This window comes from Mycolicibacterium houstonense (genome assembly GCF_900078665.2).
In the GTDB taxonomy this organism is placed as follows: Bacteria; Actinomycetota; Actinomycetes; order Mycobacteriales; family Mycobacteriaceae; genus Mycobacterium; species Mycobacterium houstonense.
This window is the reverse complement of the sequence record NZ_LT546207.1, coordinates 2307289-2325737: the sequence shown is the minus strand read 5'-3', so window position 1 is coordinate 2325737 and position 18449 is coordinate 2307289. Positions and strand designations below refer to the sequence as shown.

General features: G+C 66.8%; 19 protein-coding genes and 1 pseudogene. 12 read left to right on the top strand and 8 right to left on the bottom strand.

Annotated elements, in window-relative coordinates; genetic code table 11:
* Together BN4332_RS11600 and BN4332_RS11595 are read left to right on the top strand one after the other, a co-directional pair.
* Positions 1–1223 (top strand): phosphotransferase (locus tag BN4332_RS11600; RefSeq protein ID WP_220096856.1); only part of this gene is annotated, 1223 nt, incomplete at its 5' end.
* Positions 1220–1705 carry a GNAT family N-acetyltransferase gene (locus BN4332_RS11595; protein ID WP_066898577.1) on the top strand — a complete coding sequence of 162 codons (486 nt, stop codon included), beginning with the start codon at positions 1220–1222 and terminating at the stop codon, positions 1703–1705. The genes BN4332_RS11600 and BN4332_RS11595, both read left to right, overlap by 4 nt.
* A 47-nt stretch (positions 1706–1752) precedes the next feature.
* Here BN4332_RS11595 and BN4332_RS11590 read toward each other — a convergent pair whose 3' ends face one another.
* From BN4332_RS11590 to BN4332_RS11580, 3 genes are read right to left on the bottom strand one after another with little or no spacing between them, the layout of a single operon-like run.
* A complete protein-coding gene (locus tag BN4332_RS11590) occupies positions 1753–2064 on the bottom strand; it encodes a hypothetical protein (protein WP_066898576.1) in 312 nt (103 codons plus the stop codon).
* Positions 2061–3563 (bottom strand): class I adenylate-forming enzyme family protein, encoded by a 1503-nt coding sequence (locus tag BN4332_RS11585; RefSeq protein WP_066898575.1) that lies wholly within the window; start codon positions 3561–3563, stop codon positions 2061–2063. Before BN4332_RS11585 ends, BN4332_RS11590 begins: the two co-directional genes overlap by 4 nt.
* Positions 3560–4408, bottom strand: coding sequence for an SDR family oxidoreductase (locus tag BN4332_RS11580; protein ID WP_066898574.1), 849 nt, complete (start codon positions 4406–4408; stop codon positions 3560–3562). The genes BN4332_RS11585 and BN4332_RS11580 overlap by 4 nt, the downstream gene beginning before the upstream one ends.
* A 262-nt stretch (positions 4409–4670) precedes the next feature.
* Here BN4332_RS11580 and BN4332_RS11575 point away from each other — a divergent pair, with 262 nt between their 5' ends.
* The 4 genes from BN4332_RS11575 to BN4332_RS11560 all read left to right on the top strand — a co-directional run bounded on the left by BN4332_RS11575 (position 4671) and on the right by BN4332_RS11560 (position 8788).
* Positions 4671–6260: a methylmalonyl-CoA mutase family protein gene (locus tag BN4332_RS11575; protein ID WP_066898573.1), complete on the top strand. Its 1590-nt coding sequence runs from the start codon at positions 4671–4673 to the stop codon at positions 6258–6260.
* Positions 6261–6262: 2 nt separating this feature from the next.
* Entirely contained in the window at positions 6263–6664 is a 402-nt protein-coding gene (locus BN4332_RS11570; protein ID WP_066898572.1) for a cobalamin B12-binding domain-containing protein, read from the top strand.
* Entirely contained in the window at positions 6661–7653 is a 993-nt protein-coding gene (locus tag BN4332_RS11565; RefSeq protein WP_066898571.1) for an LLM class F420-dependent oxidoreductase, read from the top strand. Before BN4332_RS11570 ends, BN4332_RS11565 begins: the two co-directional genes overlap by 4 nt.
* Positions 7654–7720: 67 nt before the next feature.
* Entirely contained in the window at positions 7721–8788 is a 1068-nt protein-coding gene (locus BN4332_RS11560; RefSeq protein ID WP_096866885.1) for a CaiB/BaiF CoA transferase family protein, read from the top strand.
* A 57-nt stretch (positions 8789–8845) separates the two neighbouring features.
* Here the strand turns inward: BN4332_RS11560 and BN4332_RS11555 are convergent, their stop codons facing one another.
* Complete coding sequence (locus BN4332_RS11555; protein ID WP_066898570.1) at positions 8846–9157, bottom strand: 2Fe-2S iron-sulfur cluster-binding protein; 312 nt, start codon at positions 9155–9157, stop codon at positions 8846–8848.
* Between the two features lie 117 nt (positions 9158–9274).
* On the opposite strand from BN4332_RS11555, the gene BN4332_RS11550 reads away from it, so the two are divergent.
* The 4 genes from BN4332_RS11550 to BN4332_RS11535 are packed head-to-tail and all read left to right on the top strand — an operon-like array spanning position 9275 to position 13303.
* Positions 9275–10648 carry a class I adenylate-forming enzyme family protein gene (locus tag BN4332_RS11550; RefSeq protein ID WP_235654070.1) on the top strand — a complete coding sequence of 458 codons (1374 nt, stop codon included), beginning with the start codon at positions 9275–9277 and terminating at the stop codon, positions 10646–10648.
* On the top strand, positions 10626–11447 hold the full coding sequence (locus tag BN4332_RS11545) for an acyl-CoA dehydrogenase family protein (protein WP_066898568.1): 822 nt from the start codon (positions 10626–10628) through the stop codon (positions 11445–11447). Before BN4332_RS11550 ends, BN4332_RS11545 begins: the two co-directional genes overlap by 23 nt.
* Complete coding sequence (locus BN4332_RS11540; RefSeq protein ID WP_066898567.1) at positions 11434–12534, top strand: acyl-CoA dehydrogenase family protein; 1101 nt, start codon at positions 11434–11436, stop codon at positions 12532–12534. Before BN4332_RS11545 ends, BN4332_RS11540 begins: the two co-directional genes overlap by 14 nt.
* A 4-nt stretch (positions 12535–12538) precedes the next feature.
* Complete coding sequence (locus tag BN4332_RS11535) at positions 12539–13303, top strand: enoyl-CoA hydratase/isomerase family protein (RefSeq protein ID WP_066898566.1); 765 nt, start codon at positions 12539–12541, stop codon at positions 13301–13303.
* A gap of 93 nt (positions 13304–13396) precedes the next feature.
* Here the strand turns inward: BN4332_RS11535 and BN4332_RS11530 are convergent, their stop codons facing one another.
* Both BN4332_RS11530 and BN4332_RS11525 read right to left on the bottom strand, forming a co-directional pair.
* Positions 13397–14137 (bottom strand): SDR family NAD(P)-dependent oxidoreductase, encoded by a 741-nt coding sequence (locus tag BN4332_RS11530; protein WP_066898565.1) that lies wholly within the window; start codon positions 14135–14137, stop codon positions 13397–13399.
* Positions 14138–14902 (bottom strand): SDR family NAD(P)-dependent oxidoreductase, encoded by a 765-nt coding sequence (locus BN4332_RS11525; RefSeq protein WP_066898564.1) that lies wholly within the window; start codon positions 14900–14902, stop codon positions 14138–14140. It abuts the gene before it with no gap.
* Between the two features lie 79 nt (positions 14903–14981).
* Here BN4332_RS11525 and BN4332_RS33210 point away from each other — a divergent pair.
* Both BN4332_RS33210 and meaB read left to right on the top strand, forming a co-directional pair.
* Positions 14982–15101, top strand: a pseudogene (locus tag BN4332_RS33210) (acetyl-CoA C-acyltransferase); the annotation flags it as partial.
* Positions 15102–15151: 50 nt separating this feature from the next.
* Positions 15152–16012, top strand: a complete 861-nt coding sequence (gene meaB / locus BN4332_RS11520) for a methylmalonyl Co-A mutase-associated GTPase MeaB (protein ID WP_066898563.1) — start codon at positions 15152–15154, stop codon at positions 16010–16012.
* 4 nt (positions 16013–16016) lie between these two features.
* Here meaB and BN4332_RS11515 read toward each other — a convergent pair whose 3' ends face one another.
* Positions 16017–17648, bottom strand: coding sequence for an FAD-dependent oxidoreductase (locus BN4332_RS11515; RefSeq protein ID WP_066898562.1), 1632 nt, complete (start codon positions 17646–17648; stop codon positions 16017–16019).
* Positions 17649–17655: 7 nt separating this feature from the next.
* Positions 17656–18381, bottom strand: a complete 726-nt coding sequence (locus tag BN4332_RS11510; protein WP_066898561.1) for an IclR family transcriptional regulator — start codon at positions 18379–18381, stop codon at positions 17656–17658.
* Positions 18382–18449: the final 68 nt, after the last annotated feature.

Sequence of the window (18449 nt, the reverse complement as noted above, 5' to 3'; positions counted from 1 at the left end):
GCCGCCGCGGCGACTCCGCTGCCCGCCGGCGCGGCCGAGGCTGCGGCCGTTGCCGCGTGCCTGATGCAGTCCTAGGCGAGCACAGGCCGGATGTTGGTTCGAAAGGCGTTGGTTTCAGGCCCATCTTAGCCAGGTGGCGCCAATATTCGATTGCCGCGCCCAACCGGCTTGGATACGGTCTGCGCGGACAACAACCGTACCCATTCGAAGGACGATGCTCTCTGCTGAAACTCAGCGAACTCTTGGCCCTAGACCGCACGGTGGACTCGGAAGGTCGTAGCGCGATCGCCGACGCCGCCGCTGCGCGGTGGGGCCACTCGCCCGGCGTGGCGCTGTTCTGGCGGTCGAGTGCGAGCCATGTTTTCTGTCTCGGCCCGGTCGAGGCTCCCACGCACTTCCTGCGCCTCGACCCGGTGTCGGCGCTCACTGCTGCGGATGCTGACGTGGTTGCCGTATCGATGGAACAGCTTGCTCACCAAGGCTTCCCGGTGACATGCCCGCACCGTTCTCGCGCGGGGAGGCTCACCGAAGACATCATCACCCCTCTCGGGCGGATGACCGCGACGCTGCTTCCTGCCGCGGCCGGCGAATGGTTGGAGCCAGACGACCTCAGTGAAGAGCAGGTCGCCGCACTGGGACGGATGCTCGCCACACTGCACCGCACCGCCTTTCCGGGCGAGTTGCCCAATCGAGAGTTGGATCTCGCTGCCGAGGCTGAATCCCTGAGTGAAGACGTCGAACTTCGTCGGGCGCTACTCCACATCCATGATGCCGTCGCGGCATTGGATCCGGAGTTGCGCGCTCGAGGGCCGGTGCACGGTGACCTCGAGCCGGACAACGCCTGCTTCCAGACGGGACGCGCGATGTGCTACGACTTCGGTGAGTTCGGCACCGGATTCCTGCTGCGCGATGTCGCGTCGGCAATTCGTGAATACAGCGAGCGGCCGGACCTGCGCGATATTTTTCTCGACGCTTATCTGGACGAACGAGGCATGCGTGGTGCGGCTGAGTCCGCTCGCGTTCGTACTGCACTCGCGGTGTTCGACCGATTGCAGTTGGCCTACGGAATTCTCGAGCTTGCCGACGTCATCGACGTCGGACCCGACACGCATGAGTTGGCCGAGGACGAGCAGTGGGTGGTAGAACTCGCCGCGGATCTGACCGAGACGTTGGACGCGGACCGACGGGCGTTGTTTGCGACTGCCGAAGGCCCACTGCGGTGACCGGCGACACGACCACCGACGTCACGTTCCGCCGGATCACCGCATTGACGGTGACGGCGGTCTGCGAGTTGAGCGAGACCCTCACCGACGAACAACATGAGATGGTCGCCGACAACGCCGTGTCGATCGCCGAGGCGCATTTCTCGGAGTGCGCCTGGTTTCGTGCCATCTATCTCGGCGAGACGCTTGTCGGATTCATCATGCTGCACAACGGTTACGACTACGAGGACGGTATCGAGTGCCACGGGGTCTTCCTATGGAGACTCATGGTGGCGCGGCCATACCAAGGACGTGGAATTGGCCGAAAGGCCATCGACATGGTTGTCGCGAGCTTGAGCGTCCGCGGCTTCCGCGAGTTGCACACCAGTTATGGCGAAGGCCCGAGCAGTCCCGGTCGGTTCTACAAGGAACTCGGGTTTGTGCCGACGGGCGATTTCTACGGTGAGGACAACGAGGAAATCGGCATCGTGCTCAGGTGGTGATGGCGAGATCAACGTTCTCGGAGTGGCCTATGGCACCATGCCCCGGCCTAATCGCTGGCGGGCAGTGGCTTGGCTTCCTTGATCGCCAGCGGCGTGGTGCCGATGGAGAGTGTGCCGGCACCGGCCTTGGTGACCAGCACCTCGGCGCCGCCCTCGTCGACGTAGCGCTTGCCCATCAGGTTGCCGTCGGAGAACGCCGGGTCGAGAGTGAGACCGGAGTCTTTCGCCGGCTTCTCCTGGTCGAGTGCGATCATCGGCACACCACCGGCGCGCAGGTCGTCGAGGCTGTCGGCGCTGCGCACCACGATCACCTGGGTGTCGCACACCTGACTCTGCAGACGGGTGCCGTTCTTGATCATGCTGACTCCTTACTGGCTGGTGCGAGCTCGTCGACGAGTTGGCGGCGCAGGACCTTGCCGGTCGGGTTTGTGGGCAGTTCATCGCGGAACACCACCCGGTCGGGGGTGCGGGATCCGCGCAGTTGCTTGCGGACATGATCGCGCAGGGCGTCCGGGTCGGGCGAGGTCCCCTCGACGGGGACCACGACGGCCACGATGATCTGGCCCCATTGCGGATCTTCGGGGCCGACGACGGCCACGTCTCGGACCTCGGGATGTTCGACGAGCACGTCCTCGATCTCGGCCGGGGCGATGTTCTCTCCGCCGCGGATGATGGTGTCGTCGGAGCGTCCGCCGATGAACAGGTAACCGCCCTCGTCGAGCATGGCGACATCCTTGGTGGGGAACCACCCGTCGGCGTCGAGCACCGATCCGATGTCGGTGTAGCGACCCGACACCTGCTGGCCGCGCACGAACAGTTCACCGGTCTCGCCGGCGCCGAGCACGGTGCCGTCGTCGGCACGGATCTGCACCTCGACGCCGGGCACCACCTGGCCCACCGAGCCGAGCCTCCTGGCGGCGGCCGCGTCCTCGGCGGCCAGTGCCTCGCGGTGATCGTCGGGGCCCAGAACCGCGATGGTGGAACTGGTTTCGGTCAAGCCATAGGCATTGACGAAACCGACGTTCGGCAACAGTTGCAGGGCTTTGCGGACCAAGGGCAGGGCCACCTTGGAGCCGCCGTAGGCCAGATTGCGCAATGTCGGCAGGTCGACGTCGGCGGCTTCCAGTGCCGTGACGATGCGGTCGAGCATGGTGGGCACCACGGTGGCCGAGGTGACGCCTTCGGTGCGGACCAGCTCGACCCACCTGGCTGCGTCGAAGTGCCGCAGATACACCATCTTTCGGCCGGCGTACAGGTTCGACATGGCCGCGCTGACCCCGGCGATGTGATACGGCGGCACGCAGATCAGCGCCGCGTCTTCCTGTGCGGCGGAGGCGAACTCGACCGTTCCGGTGATGTAGCTGGTCAGGTTGTTGTGGGTCAGCTCGACGGCCTTGGGGCGCGATGTGGTGCCCGAGGTGAACAGCACGACGGCGACGGCGTCGGGGTCGGCGAACTCGGCCGCAGGTTCGGCGGTACGGGCTGCCGCCAGAAATTCCTCGGAGGTGACGACGTGCTTGGCGGATCCGGCGACCACGTCGGCGTATTCGGTGTCTGCGACCACCAGCGGCTCGGGCAGCCGCTCGATCAGCTCGTGCAGGCCCTCTTTGCTGAGCCGGTAGTTCAGCGGGGTGAACGGCACGGCGGCGCGCGCCGAGGCGAACAGCAGCAGCGGCAGCAATGCGCCGCCGGTGCCGACATACGCCACGTGGGCTGCCCCCGACGACGCGATGACCCCGGCACCGCCGTCCGCGAGGGAGCTGAGCTCCTCGGTGGTAAGGCGCAGATCGTCGGATACCACCGCGGTGCGGTCAGGCCCGCCGGAGACCGCCATCTCCAGCAGGAGTGAGATGCTCATAGACCCTGCCCCGGTGCGTCGATGAAGATGTCGACGATCGGGTCGTCCCCGCCGCCGTAGCGGGAGAGGTCGGTGATGCCGGCGGCGGTGAGCACCTCGGAGTCGATGAAGGTCTGGCCGTTCACCTGGGCGGCCGGGCGCGACAGGATCTCCACGGCCGCATCCGCCATGATCTCCGGGCTGCGCGACCGCGATGCCATCTTGTCGCCCTCGGCCAGATTGGTCACCGCTGCGGTGGCGATGTAGGTCTCGGGCCACAAGCAGCTGAAACCGATGCCTGCGTCCGCGTATTCGGCGGCCCAGCCCAGCGAGAGCAGCGTCATGCCGTACTTGGACAGCGTGTAGGAGGGGTGCGCGCCCAGCCAGTAGGGGTTCATGTTCAGCGGTGGGGCCAGCGTCAGCACCTGTGGGTTCGTGGATTTCTGCAGGTGCGGCAACGCGGCCTTGGTGAGCAGGAACGTGCCGCGGATGTTGATGTCCATCATCAGGTCGAACTTCTTGGTCGATAGCGCCTCGGTGGGGTCGGTGGAGATGGCGCTGGCGTTGTTGATCACGATGTCCACGCCGCCGAAGTGCTCGACGGCGGTCTCGACCGCGCGGGCCACGTCCTGTTCCTTGCGCACGTCGCCGACCACCGCGACGCCCTTGCCGCCGGCGACCTCGACCTCGGCGACCGCGGTGTGCACGGTGCCGGGCAGCTTCGGGTGCGGTTCTGCAGTCTTGGCCAGCAGCACGACGTTCGCTCCGCGGCGGGCGGCACCGAGCGCGATCGCCAACCCGATGCCGCGGCTGCCGCCGGACACGACCAGTGTGCGGTCGGTGAAAGACTCTTGCTGGCTGGACATCGTCCTCCTCGTCGAGCGCAGCAATCGCGCCGTCGTCAACGGTACTGTCAACCGTACCCAAATGGTATTGACATTCTCATTTTTAGCAAGTGCCGTAATCGTGGGTCGCGGGGGGCGGAAATTCGGGCGCCGACCAGATGTATTCGGTCGTGTCGGCGCTGGTTCCCGACGTGCAGGTCGGAGCGCTCCCGTCCAGTACGTGCGCTACATTTCCACCACGCGGTATTGGCATTCTCATTTTTAGCAAGTACGTTATCCACTGATGAGCGAGCACGATGTTCCTCCGGTAGCGACTCCGTCTGGCATCCCGCTGGCCCCGGTCTACGGGCCGAGCGACCGTGCGGTCGAGCCGCCTGCCCCGGGGACCTATCCCTTCACCCGCGGCAACTTCGCTTCCGGCTACCGCGGTAAAACCTGGACCTTTCGGCAGTACTCGGGTTTCGGCACTGCCGAGGAATCCAACCGTCGGTACCGCTACCTGCTTGATCAGGGCGGAACGGGATTGTCGGTGGCGCTGGACCTGCCCACCCAGTGCGGCTACGACTCGGATGACGAGGAGTACGGCGAAGAGGTCGGTCGTGTCGGAGTCGCGGTCGACACCCTGGCCGACGCCGAGATCCTGTTCGACGGCATCCCGCTCGACAAGATCAGCACCAGCTTCACCATCAACGGCACCGCGGCCATCCTGCTGGCCTTCTACGTCGCCGCCGCGGAGAAGAAGGGCGTGCCGCGCGAGAAGCTCACCGGCACCATCCAGAACGACATCCTCAAGGAGTACGCGTCGCGCGGCACCTGGATCTGGCCGCCCGAGCCGTCCCTGCGGCTGATCGCCGACACCATCGAGTTCTGCGCGGCCGAGGTTCCCCGGTTCAACGCGATCTCGGTGGCCGGTGCGCACTTCCGCGATGCCGGGGCCAACGCCATTCAGGAGATGTCGTTCACGCTTGCCGACGGAGTCACCTACTGCGACACGGTCGTCGAGCGCGGCCGGATGACGATCGACAAATTCGCCCCGCAGATCTCCTTCTTCTTCTACACCCATGGCGACTTCTTCGAAGAGATCGCGAAATACCGTGCCGGCCGGCGGCGTTGGGCCACGATCGTGCGGGAGCGCTACGGCGCGACCACCGACAAGGCCTCGATGTTCCGCTTCGGCTGTGTGGCCGGCGGGGCGTCGCTGTATGCGCCGCAGGCACAGAACAACTTGGTCCGAGTCGCCTATGAAGCCATGGCCGCGGTGCTGGGTGGCGTGCAGTCGATGTTCACCGCGGCGTGGGATGAACCGTTCGCCCTGCCCAGTGAGGAATCGGCGACGCTGGCGCTGCGCACCCAGCAGATCCTGGCCTACGAAACCGGTGTCACCAAAGTCGCCGACCCGCTCGGTGGGTCCTACTTCGTCGAGGCGCTGACCGACGCGACCGAGGCCAAGATCATCGAGATCATGGACGACCTGGAGAAGCACGGCGGCATGGTGCGGTGCATCGAGGACGGTTACCTGCAGGGTTTGATCGCCGACGAGGCGTTCAAGATTCACCAGGAGACCGAATCCGGTGAGCGTCCGGTGGTCGGGGTCAACAAGTTCGTCGTCGATGAACCGGCACCCGACATCGCGACGTACGAGCTCGACGCCGAGGGGCGTGATCTTCAGCTCAAGCGACTTTCGAAGGTCAAGGCCGAGCGTAGTGACGTAGCCGTCAAAGAAGCACTAGTGGCGCTGTCGGTTGCCGCCGAAGGTGACGACAACCTGATGCACCGGTTGATCGACTGCGCCAATGCGTATTGCACAGTGGGAGAGATGGTGTCGACCTTGAAGTCGGTGTGGGGCGAGTTCCAGCAGCCGGTGGTGTTCTAGGCATGGCTACTCGCGTACTCGTTGCAAAGCCCGGTCTCGATGGTCATGACCGCGGGGCCAAGATCGTCGCGCGGACGTTGCGGGACGCCGGATTCGAGGTGATCTACACCGGCATCCGGCAGCGTATTGAAGACATCGTGTCGATCGCGCTGCAGGAAGACGTTGCACTGGTGGGTCTTTCGATTCTGTCGGGTGCGCATGTCGCGCTGACGACGCGTACCGTCGAAGCCTTGCGGGCGGCTGAAGCCGGTGACATCGCCGTCGTCGTCGGTGGCACCATTCCGCAATCCGATGTGCAGAAACTGCTGGATGCCGGTGCGGCTGCGGTGTTCCCGACGGGAACCTCGCTCGAGACCTTGGTGACCGACGTTCGTGCCCTGACAGAGAAGGTTTCGGAGTCATGAGACTGGGCGTGATGATCGGCGCCGAGCGTGGCGATATGGCCCGCAAGGTCTCCAAACTGATCTCCGACATCCAGTGGGCCGAGTCGGCCGGGCTGGACAGCGCGTGGATGCCGCAGGTGCCCAACGACTTCGACTGCCTGACCATGGTGGCGCTGATGGCGGCGAACACCACGCGCATCGAACTCGGGACGGCAGTGGTGCCGCTGCAGGCACAGCACCCGATCGCGCTGGCCCGGCAGGCCCTGTCGGTACACGCGATGTCCGGCGGTCGTTTGGCTCTGGGTGTCGGGCCGTCACATCACTGGATCGTCCGCGACATGCTGGGCCTGCCCTACGACAAGCCCGCCGCCTACACCCGGGACTACCTGCAGGTGCTGAACATGGCGATCGCCGGGCCGGGTCCTTCGGAGGGCAGGAGCGCAGCGACCCGGGAGTTCATGATTGACGTGGAGAATGATTCGTTCACGGTGCACAACCCGACCGTGCTGGCCGCCGACACGCCGATGCCGGTGCTGGTGTCCGCACTGGGCCCGGTGATGTTACAGATCGCCGGCGAGCATGCCGACGGAACATCGCTGTGGATGGCTGACGAGAAGGCGATCGGTGAGCACATCGCGCCGAAGATCAACAAGGCCGCCGCAGACGCGGGCAAACCGGCGCCGCGGATCGTGGCGGGCATCCCGGTCACCCTGTGTGCCAATTCCGAGATCGAGGCCGCCAAGGACCGGGCCAACCGCATCCTGGCCGAGGCCGAGACCTCGCCGAACTATCAGCGGCTGCTGGACCGCGGGGAGGCCCGCAATGTCGGGGATCTGTGCGCGGCAGGCGACGAGGAGTCAATCCTGAAGCGGTTCAAGCAGTTCGCCGATGCCGGGGTGACGGATCTTTCGGTGCGGCTGTTGCCGATCGGGGAAACCCGTGACGAGTTGATCGCCTCGAAGTACCGGACCCGTGAGGTGATCGCCGAGCTCGCCAAGGCGGTTCGATGATCTGCCGAAACGACGCTTCTTGGCGGCTTTTCAGCCGGATCGCGCCACAAACCGTAGGCTCGGCGCTGTGACAGGTCCGCTGGCCGGCATCCGTGTCATCGAGGTCGGCGTCATGCTCGCCGGCCCGTACGCCACCATGATGCTGGCCGATCTGGGTGCCGAGGTGATCAAGGTCGAACCGCCCGGCGGCGAGATCTCGCGTCAGGTCGGGGACAGCTATTTCGCCAGCCTCAACCGAGGCAAGCGCAGTATCTGCCTGGATCTTGCCTCAGCAGCCGGACAGGCCAAGCTCGGTCAACTCGTGGCCGATTCGCATGCGCTGCTGGTGAACATGAAGCCTTCCGTGATCCGCAGGCTCGGCCTCACCTATGAGAACCTGCGGCGGTTCAACCCGAAGATCGTCTGTGTCGCGATGACGGGCTTCGGGCTCGACGGGGGAGACGACCCGGCCTTCGACTACGTCATCCAGGCTGCCACCGGAGTGGCCGCCATGACCGGCGATCCCGACGGCCCGCCCACACTGCCGGGCTACTCCTCGGCGGACAACTCGACCGGGCTGACCGCCGCGCTCGGTCTGCTGGCGATGATCGTGTCGGGCGACGGCGGCCAGGTGGACGTATCGCTGCGCGACGTCATGCTCTCGCAGCTGAACTACCGCGCCTCGGCCTATCTCAACGACGGCGCCGAACCGCGTCGCCATCCTTTCGGCGCGCACTCCTATTATGTACCGGCACAACTATTTCCGACTGCCGGCGGGTATCTGGCATTGTTCATCACCCACGACGGGTTCTGGAAGTCGTTCGCCGGTGAGGCCGGCATCGAAGGGTTCACCACCATGGCGGAGCGGGCGGCCCGCCGGGATGAGGTCCTGGACGTGGTGACCACCGTGCTGGCGACCGGTACCGCCGCGGAGTGGGAGGCACGGCTCAAGCCGCTGGGGATTCCGGCGGCCGCCGTGCGCACCTTGCCCGAGGCGCTCACGGCCACGCCCGAGGTGTTGGTGACGGCAGGGGACTTCCGGTTGGTGGGCAGCCCGGTGCGCGTCGCCGGGTACACGCCGGACTACCGGCCGGCGCCGGCGTTCGACGAGTACGGGTCGGTTTCTGATTCGCCGGTTTCTGCGCGAGGGTCGTGACGGCCCGAAATTTGCCACCCTGCAGTAGAAGTCGGCGGCGCTGCTGACGGCGGCGGTTCAGCCCTCGTCGTAGGAAACGGTCACCGCATCGCAATCGGGTACGGCCTGGCAGGTCAGCACGTAACCGTCGGCGACCTCGTCGTCATCGAGTGCATCGTTGACCCGCATGGTGGCGGTGCCCTCGAGTAGCTTGGCCATGCAGGTACCGCAGTTGCCTGCCTCGCAGGAGAACGGAGGCGTCATCCCGGCGCGGCGCGCGCTCTCCAGCAGCGTTTCGCCCTGTCGGCGGGGGACGGACAACTGCTCGCGATCGAAGATGATCGTGACCTTGCCGTCCGCCTCGGTGCCGACCGTCGGTTCTGCCGTCATGTGACTCCCCTGTGCACGTTCGTTCTGATATGAAGAGAATACCATTCTCGCTAACTGATAGTATCTTCTCGGTGTCTTCAGTGCCCAGCGGAGAGCTCGGGAGAAGGGTGGTGGATCGTGACGACTGAGCCCGGCGTGCTCGCGTTCGACGACCGCGAATACACCCTGGACGAGCTCGATACGCTGACCAGTGGAATCGCCACCGTTCTCGAGCATCGCGGCGTCAGGCCGGGTGACCGGGTCGCCATGATGTCGTCCAACCGGCCCGAGTTCGTCGTGGCGCTGCGGGCGATCTGGGGCCTGGGAGCGGCGGCCGTGTTGATCAGTCCGGCGTGGAAGGCCGCGGAGGTCGCCCATGCGCTGGCGCTCACCGAGCCCAGTCACGCGGTGGGCGATCATGAGGTGCTGGCCGCGCACATGCCGATGCTGCATTTGGATGAGCCGATCACCCCGGGCCGCCGGCAGTTCGATACGCCCGACCCGGACTCCGACGCGCTGTTCGTCTTCAGCTCGGGAACCACGGGCCTGCCCAAGGCGGTACGGCACACCCATCGCGGATTCACCGCGGCTATCGCCCATTGGCGCGACGCATTGGGTTTCACCTCCGGCGACCGGATGCAGATCATGACGCCGCCCTCGCACATTCTGGGATTGCTCAACATCGCCATGGTGCTCGACACCGGCGCCTGGATGCGCCTGCATAGGCGCTTCGACATCGACACCATGTTGCGCCACATCGAATCTGACCGGATCACGATCGAAATGGCCGTGGCGCCAATCGCGTTGGCCCTTGCCGCGCATCCTGCACTGGAGCGTCACGACCTGTCCTCGTTGCGGTACGTGATGTGGTGCGCCACCCCGGTGACCGGCAGCGTGGCCCAGGCGGTAACGGAACGGGCCGGGGTGCGGTGGCTGACCGCGTACGGCACCACCGAACTTCCCGTGATCGCCTGTAATCCGCTGGACGACACCCGCATCGACACCGTCGGTACACCGGTGCGCGGGGTGCGCGTCCGTATCGGTGAGGAGGGCGAGATCCAGGTGCGGTCGGACTCGGTGATGTCCGGGTATCTGCCCAAAGACGCCACTGCCGGCGCGTTCTGCGACGGCTGGTACCGCACGGGAGACATCGGCTACCTCGACGATGACGGATACCTTCGGATCACCGACCGTTCCAAGGAGATGGTCAAGGTCCGCGGCTTCCAGGTGGCACCGGCCGAGATCGAGGCCGTGCTGCACGGGCACCCGGCGGTCAGCGACTGTGCGGTCTTTGGCGTGCCCGATGCTGGCGACGGCGAGGCCATCGTGGCCGCGGTGGCGACACATTCTGCGGTGTCAGCCCGGGAGCTCATCGACCTGGTCGGCGAGCGGCTGGCCTCATACAAGCGGCCCAGCCGCGTGCAGTTCGTAACCGAGATACCCCGGTTACCTTCCGGAAAGGTATTGCGACGAGTGCTGAAGGAGCGGCATGGACGTTCGTCTGACGTCTGAACAGCAGCAGCTGCGAGAGGCCGCGGCGAAACTGGCCGACGACCTCGGACCGGGTGCGGTCGGAGAGCTGTCGGATGAGGGCAGGATCTCCCGGTTGGAAAGCACGGTCGCCGCAACCGAGTGGCGCACACTGCGGTCCGACGGGGCCTCCGGAGTGGAGGTGGCGATCATCGCCGAGGAGTTCGCGCGCGGCCTGGTCGACGTGCCGTTCCTCGGGCCGGTGCTGGCCGACGATCTCGGTCGCCTGCTCGACCGTGAGGTGACGGTCGGAACCGGCGAAGCCGCAACGCCCGGTGTGGATCTCACCCGCAGCACCGTCGGCGTGGCGGAGTCGCCCGTCGAGCTCGGCGAGCTGTCGGCTGAGGACGCTCTGCGCTGGCAGGCGCTGGCGCTCACCGCCACCAGTGCCGATCTGGTCGGGGCCGCTCGCGGTGCCCACGCGTTGGCCGTCGACTACGCCAAGGTCCGCGAGCAGTACGGCTCGACGATCGGCTCGTACCAGGCCGTCGCGCATCTGCTGGCCGAGGGGCTGGCACTGATCGAGGGGTCGATCAGCGTGCTGCGTCACGCGGCCTGGGCGGTCGACGAGCTCCCGGCCGCCGAGGCCGTCCGGGCTGCCAAGATCGCCAAGGTCTACTGCGCCCGCGCTGCGCGTACGGTCTGTGAGACCGCGATCCAGGTGCACGGCGGGATCGGTAACACCTGGGAATGCCTGGCGCACGTGTACCTGCGCCGGGTACTGACATCCACCGAGCTGTGGCCCGTCGCGCTGGAGGAGATCGATCTTGGACTTTCGTGATTCGACCGAGGAAGCCGCTTTCCGGGATCGGCTGAGGTCCTGGTTGGCCGACAACGCCGCATCGTTCAAGGCCTCCGGCGACGATTACTGGGCCCGGATGGGGGAGTGGCATCAGGCCCTCTATGCCGCAGGGTTTTTCGGCACGTCGTGGCCCAAGGAGTTCGGCGGTCAGGACCTGCCGCCGGTGTACGACGTCATCGTCGACGAGGAGCTGGCCCGCGCCGGTGCTCCGCCGCGTCCCAGCCTCGGCTATCTGGTGGTGGGGTTGGGCCACCACGGCAGCAAGGAACTGCAGCAGCGATTCCTGCCGGGGATGATCAATGGCACCGAGCGGTGGTGCCAGGGCTTTTCGGAGCCCGGTGCCGGTTCGGACCTCGCCTCGCTGACCACGACGGCGACGCGCGACGGCGACAACTACATCATCAATGGACACAAGATCTGGACGAGCTACTCGGATGTGGCCGACTGGTGCCTCGTGCTGGCCCGCACGGAGAAAGACGCGGCCGGCCGCCTCCCCAAACATAAAGGCATTTCGGCGTTCATCGTGTCGATGCACCAGGACGGCATCGAACAGCGGCCCCTTCAGATGATCAACGGCGTCACCACCGAGTTCGGCCAGGTGGCCTTCGACGGGGCGGTGGTGCCGGCGTCGAACATGGTGGGTGAGCCGGGCGACGGTTGGCGCCTGGCCATGACCGTGGTCAGCCATGAGCGTGAGCCGTCGACCCTGGGGTACTCGGCGCGTTACGGAAAACTGGTGCGGGAGATGGCGTCTCGCGTCGAAGGTAAGGTTCCCGAAGATCTGGCCTGGGCCGGCGTGCAGGCCGAGATGCTGCGTCTGCACGTGCGCAGGCGACTGTCCGAACAGCTCGACGGGCTCAAGCACGGTCCCGAGGGCTCGCTGGACAAGCTGCTGATGACGTGGGTGGAGCAGTCCGTCGGGCATGCCGCACTCGCGGTGACCGGCACCTCGGACCCCGAGTTGCTCAGCGCTTATCTGTACAGTCGCGCCCAGAGCGTCATGGGTGGCACCTCGCAGATCCAGAAGAACATCATCGCGTCACGAATCCTCGGACTAGGGGTGTAACCAGATGTACGGAATGCCAGACGAAATCGATGTGCAGGCCGACGGCGGTCTGCGCATCATCACCCTCAACCGTCCCGATGCCTTGAATGCAGTCAACGACAATCTGCATGTCGGGCTGGCCGGGATCTGGGAAGCCCTCAACGAGGACGCCGACGCGCGGGCCGCGGTGATCACCGGGGCCGGCCGGGCATTTTCGGCCGGCGGTGACTTCAACTACCTCGACGAGTTGCGTCGCGACGAGGCCTTGCGGCAGAAGACGATCAAGCACGGGCGCGACCTCGTGATCGGCATGGTGCGGTGCCGCATCCCGGTGATCGCCGCGGTGAACGGCCCGGCGGTCGGGCTGGGCTGCAGCCTGGCCGCGCTGTCGGACATCGTCTACATGGCCGAGACCGCGCATTTCGCCGATCCGCACGTGCAGATCGGCCTGGTGGCCGCCGACGGTGGTCCGCTGGTGTGGGGTTCACAGATCAGTCTGTTGCAGGCCAAGGAGTTCGCGCTGACCGGCGTGCGGATCAAGGCCCAGCGGGCGCTGGAACTGGGCCTGGCCAATCATGTGGTGGAGGACCCCTTGAGCGAGGCGATCGCATGCGCCAAGAAGCTCATCGATCTGCCGAAGCAGGCGGTCGAGGCGACCAAGCGGTTGATGAACATCCAGTTGGAGCAGCAGGTGATGGCGTCGCTGGATTACGCCAACCTCGCCGAGTACGTGTCGTTCGGTACCGCCGATTTCAACCGCATCGTCGACGGCCTGATCGCCAAGGCCTGATCACCGGTCGGCCGCGCCGGGGTGCGCCGAATGGCCACTTATGGCACGCGAATCAGTGCAAAGCGTGCCGTAAGTGGCCGATGGCCGCGGTCATTAGAAGGTGAGCGCCTCAGAACGTTGGACGGTACCGGTGACGCCATCGGCATGCTGACCGGCAAGGCGTACGGCCGCGTGTCCCATGGCCTCTGCCGGCTCGACCATCTCGGGCGGGATCTGTAACCCGCCACCGCCGGCCTGCCAGCCCTCGGTCAGCACCACGCGTGACGGGCTGAGACAGTTGACCGCGATGTTGTCACCGCGCAGGTCGGCGGCCAGGCCGAGATAGAGCCGTTCGGCCGCAGCCTTGGACACCCAGTAGGCATTGGCACCGTGCTCGACCATGTCGACACCGGTGGTGGTGATCGCGATGAGCGACCCGCCGCCGCGCTTGCGTACCTCCGGGATCACGGCCTTGGTCACCAGGAACACTCCGGTGAGGTTGACGTCCAGGCACAGCTGCCAGCGTTTGAGCGGTGTGGTTTCCACCGGGCCGAGCCACAGCACACCGGCGTTGGCGACCAGGATGTCGATACCGCCGAACTCCGAAACCGCGGTGGCGACAGCCTTGTTCACCGATTCCTCGTCGGTGACGTCGCAGGCGACCGGCAGGGCGCGTCCGCCCGCGTCGTTGATCGTCGCGGCCACCGAGCCGATCGTGCCGGGCAGCTTGCCTGGTTGTTCGGAGCGCGCCGCCACCGCCACCGCGGCACCCTCGGCGGCCAGCGCGGCCGCGATCGTCGCGCCGATGCCACGGCTGGCCCCGGCGACGAACGCGACTTTTCCGGTCAGGTTCATCTACTTGGGCGGGAAGCGCAGTGCCCCGTCGAGGCGGATGATCTCGCCGTTGAGGTAGTCGTTCTCGATGATGCTCTGGGCCAGCTGGGCGTACTCCGTCGAGCGGCCCATGCGCTTGGGGAACGGCACCTGCGGACCCCAGTACTGCTCCAGTTGATCGGCGGCCTTGCCGTAGGCGGGGGTGTTGATGGTGCCGGGGGCGATGGTGCACACCCGGATGCCCAGCGGCGACAGGTCGCGCGCGGCGACCAGTGTCATGCCGAGCACGCCACCCTTGGCGGCCGAGTAGGGCAGCTGACCGATCTGCCCCTCGTAGCCGGCGATCGAGGCGGTGTTGACGATGACGCCGCGGCCGCCCTCCTCCAGCGGTTCGGTCTTGGCGATGGCCGCGGCCGACAACCGCATCACGTTGAACACCGCGGTCAGGTAGAACTCGATGGTCTTCTTGAACCCGTCGAGGTCGAGTGGCGAGCCGTCCTTGCCGACGAGGCGGCCACCGGCGGCCGGGCCGCCGTGGGTGTCCACCGAGATGCGCAGCGGGGCAAGTGCTTCGGCCTCGGCGATGGCGGCGAGCACCGACTCCTCGGAGGTCGCATCAGTGGGCACGTAGCGCACGCCGAGCTCTTCCTGCAGCTTGGCGCCCTTCTCGTCGGCCAGGTCCGCGACGACCACCTTGGCGCCCGCGGCCTGCAGGCGGCGGACGGTCGCTTCACCCAGGCCGCCCGCGCCGCCGACGACGATCGCGGAACTACCGGCGATTTGCATACGGTTCCCCTTCTTGCAACTCAGACTCTCTGACTGAGAGAATAGCATTCTCTTGTCGAGTGAACCAGGGAGTAGATCGATGCCCGAAGCCGTCATCGTGTCCGCGTTGCGTACCCCGATCGGCACCGCCAAGAAGGGCACGCTGCGCGACACCGACGAGCCCACTGCATCAATCGACGACGTGATCCTGGGCGGCGGCACGGGCTCGGCGACGGTCATCGAGGTGCCCGCTCCGTAGGCTCACCGGTGATGGATATCGAAGAACTCATCGCCGCTGCGCGCGGCGGTTCCCAGCGTGCCGTCGGGCGACTGCTGAGCCTGGTCGAAAGCGACCGTCGCGACGAGGTTCTCGCCGTACTCGGCCCCGCCTCCCCGCGCGTCATCGGGATCACCGGACCGCCCGGGGCCGGGAAGTCCACGACGGTCGGTGCCCTGGTCGGCGCCTATCGGGAGCGTGGCCTGCGGGTCGCGGTGCTCGCCGTCGATCCGTCCTCTCCCTACAGCGGTGGCGCGTTGCTCGGTGACCGAATCCGGATGGCTGCCCACATCAACGATCCCGATGTGCTGATCCGTTCGGTGGCCACCCGCGGGCATCTGGGCGGACTGGCGGCCGCGGTGCCCGCGGCGATCCGGCTGCTGGCCGCGCTGTCCTATGACCTGATCGTGTTGGAGACCGTCGGGGTGGGGCAGTCGGAGATCGAGATCGCCGCGATCGCCGACCCGACGGTGGTGATCCTGAACCCCGGTGCCGGTGATGCCGTGCAGGCGGCCAAGGCCGGTCTACTGGAGGTCGCGGACCTGGTGGTGGTCAACAAGGCCGACCGCGAGGGTGCTGACCAGACCGCGCGCGACCTGCGGGCCGAGGCGGCCGTTCCGGTGCTCAAACTCGTTGCCGCGCAGGGGGAGGGCCTGGCCGAGCTGGTCGAGGCCATCGATGCGCACCACCGGGCCGACACCGCGGAGCGCCGTACCGCACGCGCCCGCACCCAGATCCTGTCGCTGGCTCAGACCTTGTTGCGCAATCACAGCGAGCTGGATGGCCTGGCCGCGGCGGTCGCCGACGGCACCACCGACCCCTACACCGCGGCGGCGCGGCTGTTCGTGGACTGAGCGATCAGCTGACCGACTTGCCCGTCGCCGCCGCGTAGCCGCTGCGGTAGCCGAACACCATGGCGGGCCCGAGGGTGCCGCCTGCCCCGCCGTAGGCCTTGCCGGTGACGCCGCCCATCGCGTTGCCCGCGGCGAACAGGCCGGGGATCGGCGCGCCGCTGACATGTAGGACACGGCCGTCGCGGTCGGTTCGCGGCCCGCCCTTGGTGCCCATCGCGCCGATCTTGACCGGTACGGCGTAATACGGCGCGGTGTCGATCGGGCCGAGCGTCTGCCCGGCCGGGGTGGTCGCCGAGTTGTCGCCCCAATATCCGTCGTACGCACTGGATCCGCGGCCGAACTCCGGGTCGATTTCACGGGATACGTTGTCATTCCAGCGGTTCAACGTTTCGATCAGGCCGTCGGGATCGATACCGGTCTTGGCGGCCAATTCGGCGAGAGAAGTCGATTCGCAGAACCAGTCCGGCACCGGGTCGCCGGGTTCGACGCCGAGAAACCCGTAGCGCTGCAGGTGCGTCGAATCGAAGACGATCCAGGCCGGGTCGTTGGCGTAGCCGAGCTTGGGATCGAGGTACTGGAAGGCGCCGGCCATCGAGTTGTACTCGCCTGCCTCGTTGACGAAACGCCTGCCGGCCCGGTTGACGATCACGCTGCGGGGCCGGGTGCGTTCCAACCGGACGCTGCGGCTGCGCGGGCGCCCGTCGATGGTGTCGCCGGGAATCTGCACGATCGGAACCCACCATGCCTCGCCCATGTTCGCCAGATCCGCGCCGTGCGCCATGGCCATTCGCAGCCCGTCGCCGGTGTTGTTCGGCGGGGACACCGCGCCGCGCATCGGTCCACGGAGGTACGCCTCGACCAGCTTGGCGTCCCATTCGAATCCTCCGGTGGCCAGGACGACACCGCTGCGCGCCCGCACGGTCACGTCGGTGCCGTCGACACTGAGGCGCACCCCGGTGATGCCGGTGGCGTCGCCGATCAGCTCGGTCGCCCGGGCCTCGGCGACCGGCTGGATACCGCGCTCGAGCAGGCCGCGCAGCAGGCCGGCGATCAGCGCGGTGCCGGCGACGCAGAGGTCGGCATCGGGGTCGTCATAGACGGCGTGAATGCGCGCACGGGTTTCGGCGTCGATACCGACATTGCTGAAATCGGCTGGGAACGAGGTGATCCGGTCACGCCAGGCGCCGAGTTTGGTGCGATCGACCGGGCCGGCGCTCAGTGACCGTCCGCCACCCGGACGGCCGCCGGGCAGTTCGGGCTTGTAGTCGGGAAACCCCTCGGCGACGGCGAAGCGCAGTTCGCTGTGGGATTCCACGAAGTCGAGCATGTCCGGGCCGGTGCGCACGAAGGTGTCGACCAGGTCGGTGTCCATGCACCCGAGCGATTGTGCTTCCAGGTAGTCGATCGCGTCGGAGACCGGTAGCGGACCGTCGGCACTGCGGTCGTGGGCCGGGATCCACACGATCCCGCCGGAGACCGCCGTGGTGCCGCCGACAGTGGGTGCCTTCTCGTAGATCGCGACCGAGGCGCCGTTGACCGACGCGGTCAGCGCGGCCGTGAGCCCGGCACCGCCGCTGCCCAGTACCACGACGTCGACCGCGTCATCCCACTCGAATTCGGTACGGGTCACTGCCATTCCCTTCTCAGTACAGGATTGCCGAAAGTTCGTTTGCTGCCTTGACCACCGCGTCCTTGCCGCTGCGCACGACGTCTTCGCGGTGCGAGATGAGATTGATGCAGGTGGGCGGGGACGGCTGGCGTCGGCGCACCGGTACCGCCAGCCCATAGGTGTCCGGTTCGATCTCGCCGTGGGTGATCACCCAGCCCTGTTCCCGGGTCTGCCGGACCAGGTCGCGTTCGCCGGGCCGCGGCGGCATGCTCGCCAGCAACGCCACCCCGGCCGCGCCACGGTCCAGTGGGTGGCGGCTTCCTTCGTGGAACGACAGTTGGTAGAAGACCTGGGTCGGGACGATCACCGCGACGGCCACCTGCTGATCGCCCTCGGCGACCAACAACGACACCGTGCTGCCGAGTTCGTCGGCCAGGGCGCGCAAAGTCGGGACGCTGAGCTGGCGCATGTTGTTGTCGAAGGACGCGCCGAGTGCGGCGAGGCCGGCGCCGGGCCGGTAGCGACCGTCGTCACCCTTTGTCACATAACGGAATTGGCTCAGCGTGGCCAGCAGGCGGTAGGCGATCGTGCGATGTGCCCCGACGTGGTCGGCCACCTGCTGCACGGTGAGCCCGGTGGGGGCCGCCGCGATGGCCCCGAGCGCGCTCAGGCCACGCGCCAGCGTCTGTGAACCGGGCGCCCCGGCGGGGGTGTCGTCGGTCGTCGATTGCGCCTGCGGCTGGGTTGCCTTGGCCGGCATCGCGCCCCTCCTTGACAGATAGAACCGCGAGAGTGATGCTCTGATAATAATGCACTTTGATGTGCGCT

Coding starts and splice junctions, on each gene's coding strand:
- BN4332_RS11545 (WP_066898568.1), top strand. CDS start 10,626: ATGGACGTTCGTCTGACGTCTGAACAGCAGCAGCTGCGAGAGGCCGCG.
- BN4332_RS11510 (WP_066898561.1), bottom strand. CDS start 18,381: ATGCCGGCCAAGGCAACCCAGCCGCAGGCGCAATCGACGACCGACGAC.
- BN4332_RS11535 (WP_066898566.1), top strand. CDS start 12,539: ATGTACGGAATGCCAGACGAAATCGATGTGCAGGCCGACGGCGGTCTG.
- BN4332_RS11590 (WP_066898576.1), bottom strand. CDS start 2,064: ATGATCAAGAACGGCACCCGTCTGCAGAGTCAGGTGTGCGACACCCAG.
- BN4332_RS11555 (WP_066898570.1), bottom strand. CDS start 9,157: ATGACGGCAGAACCGACGGTCGGCACCGAGGCGGACGGCAAGGTCACG.
- BN4332_RS11580 (WP_066898574.1), bottom strand. CDS start 4,408: ATGTCCAGCCAGCAAGAGTCTTTCACCGACCGCACACTGGTCGTGTCC.
- BN4332_RS11575 (WP_066898573.1), top strand. CDS start 4,671: ATGAGCGAGCACGATGTTCCTCCGGTAGCGACTCCGTCTGGCATCCCG.
- BN4332_RS11530 (WP_066898565.1), bottom strand. CDS start 14,137: ATGAACCTGACCGGAAAAGTCGCGTTCGTCGCCGGGGCCAGCCGTGGC.
- BN4332_RS11515 (WP_066898562.1), bottom strand. CDS start 17,648: ATGGCAGTGACCCGTACCGAATTCGAGTGGGATGACGCGGTCGACGTC.
- meaB (WP_066898563.1), top strand. CDS start 15,152: ATGGATATCGAAGAACTCATCGCCGCTGCGCGCGGCGGTTCCCAGCGT.
- BN4332_RS11525 (WP_066898564.1), bottom strand. CDS start 14,902: ATGCAAATCGCCGGTAGTTCCGCGATCGTCGTCGGCGGCGCGGGCGGC.
- BN4332_RS11585 (WP_066898575.1), bottom strand. CDS start 3,563: ATGAGCATCTCACTCCTGCTGGAGATGGCGGTCTCCGGCGGGCCTGAC.
- BN4332_RS11565 (WP_066898571.1), top strand. CDS start 6,661: ATGAGACTGGGCGTGATGATCGGCGCCGAGCGTGGCGATATGGCCCGC.
- BN4332_RS11570 (WP_066898572.1), top strand. CDS start 6,263: ATGGCTACTCGCGTACTCGTTGCAAAGCCCGGTCTCGATGGTCATGAC.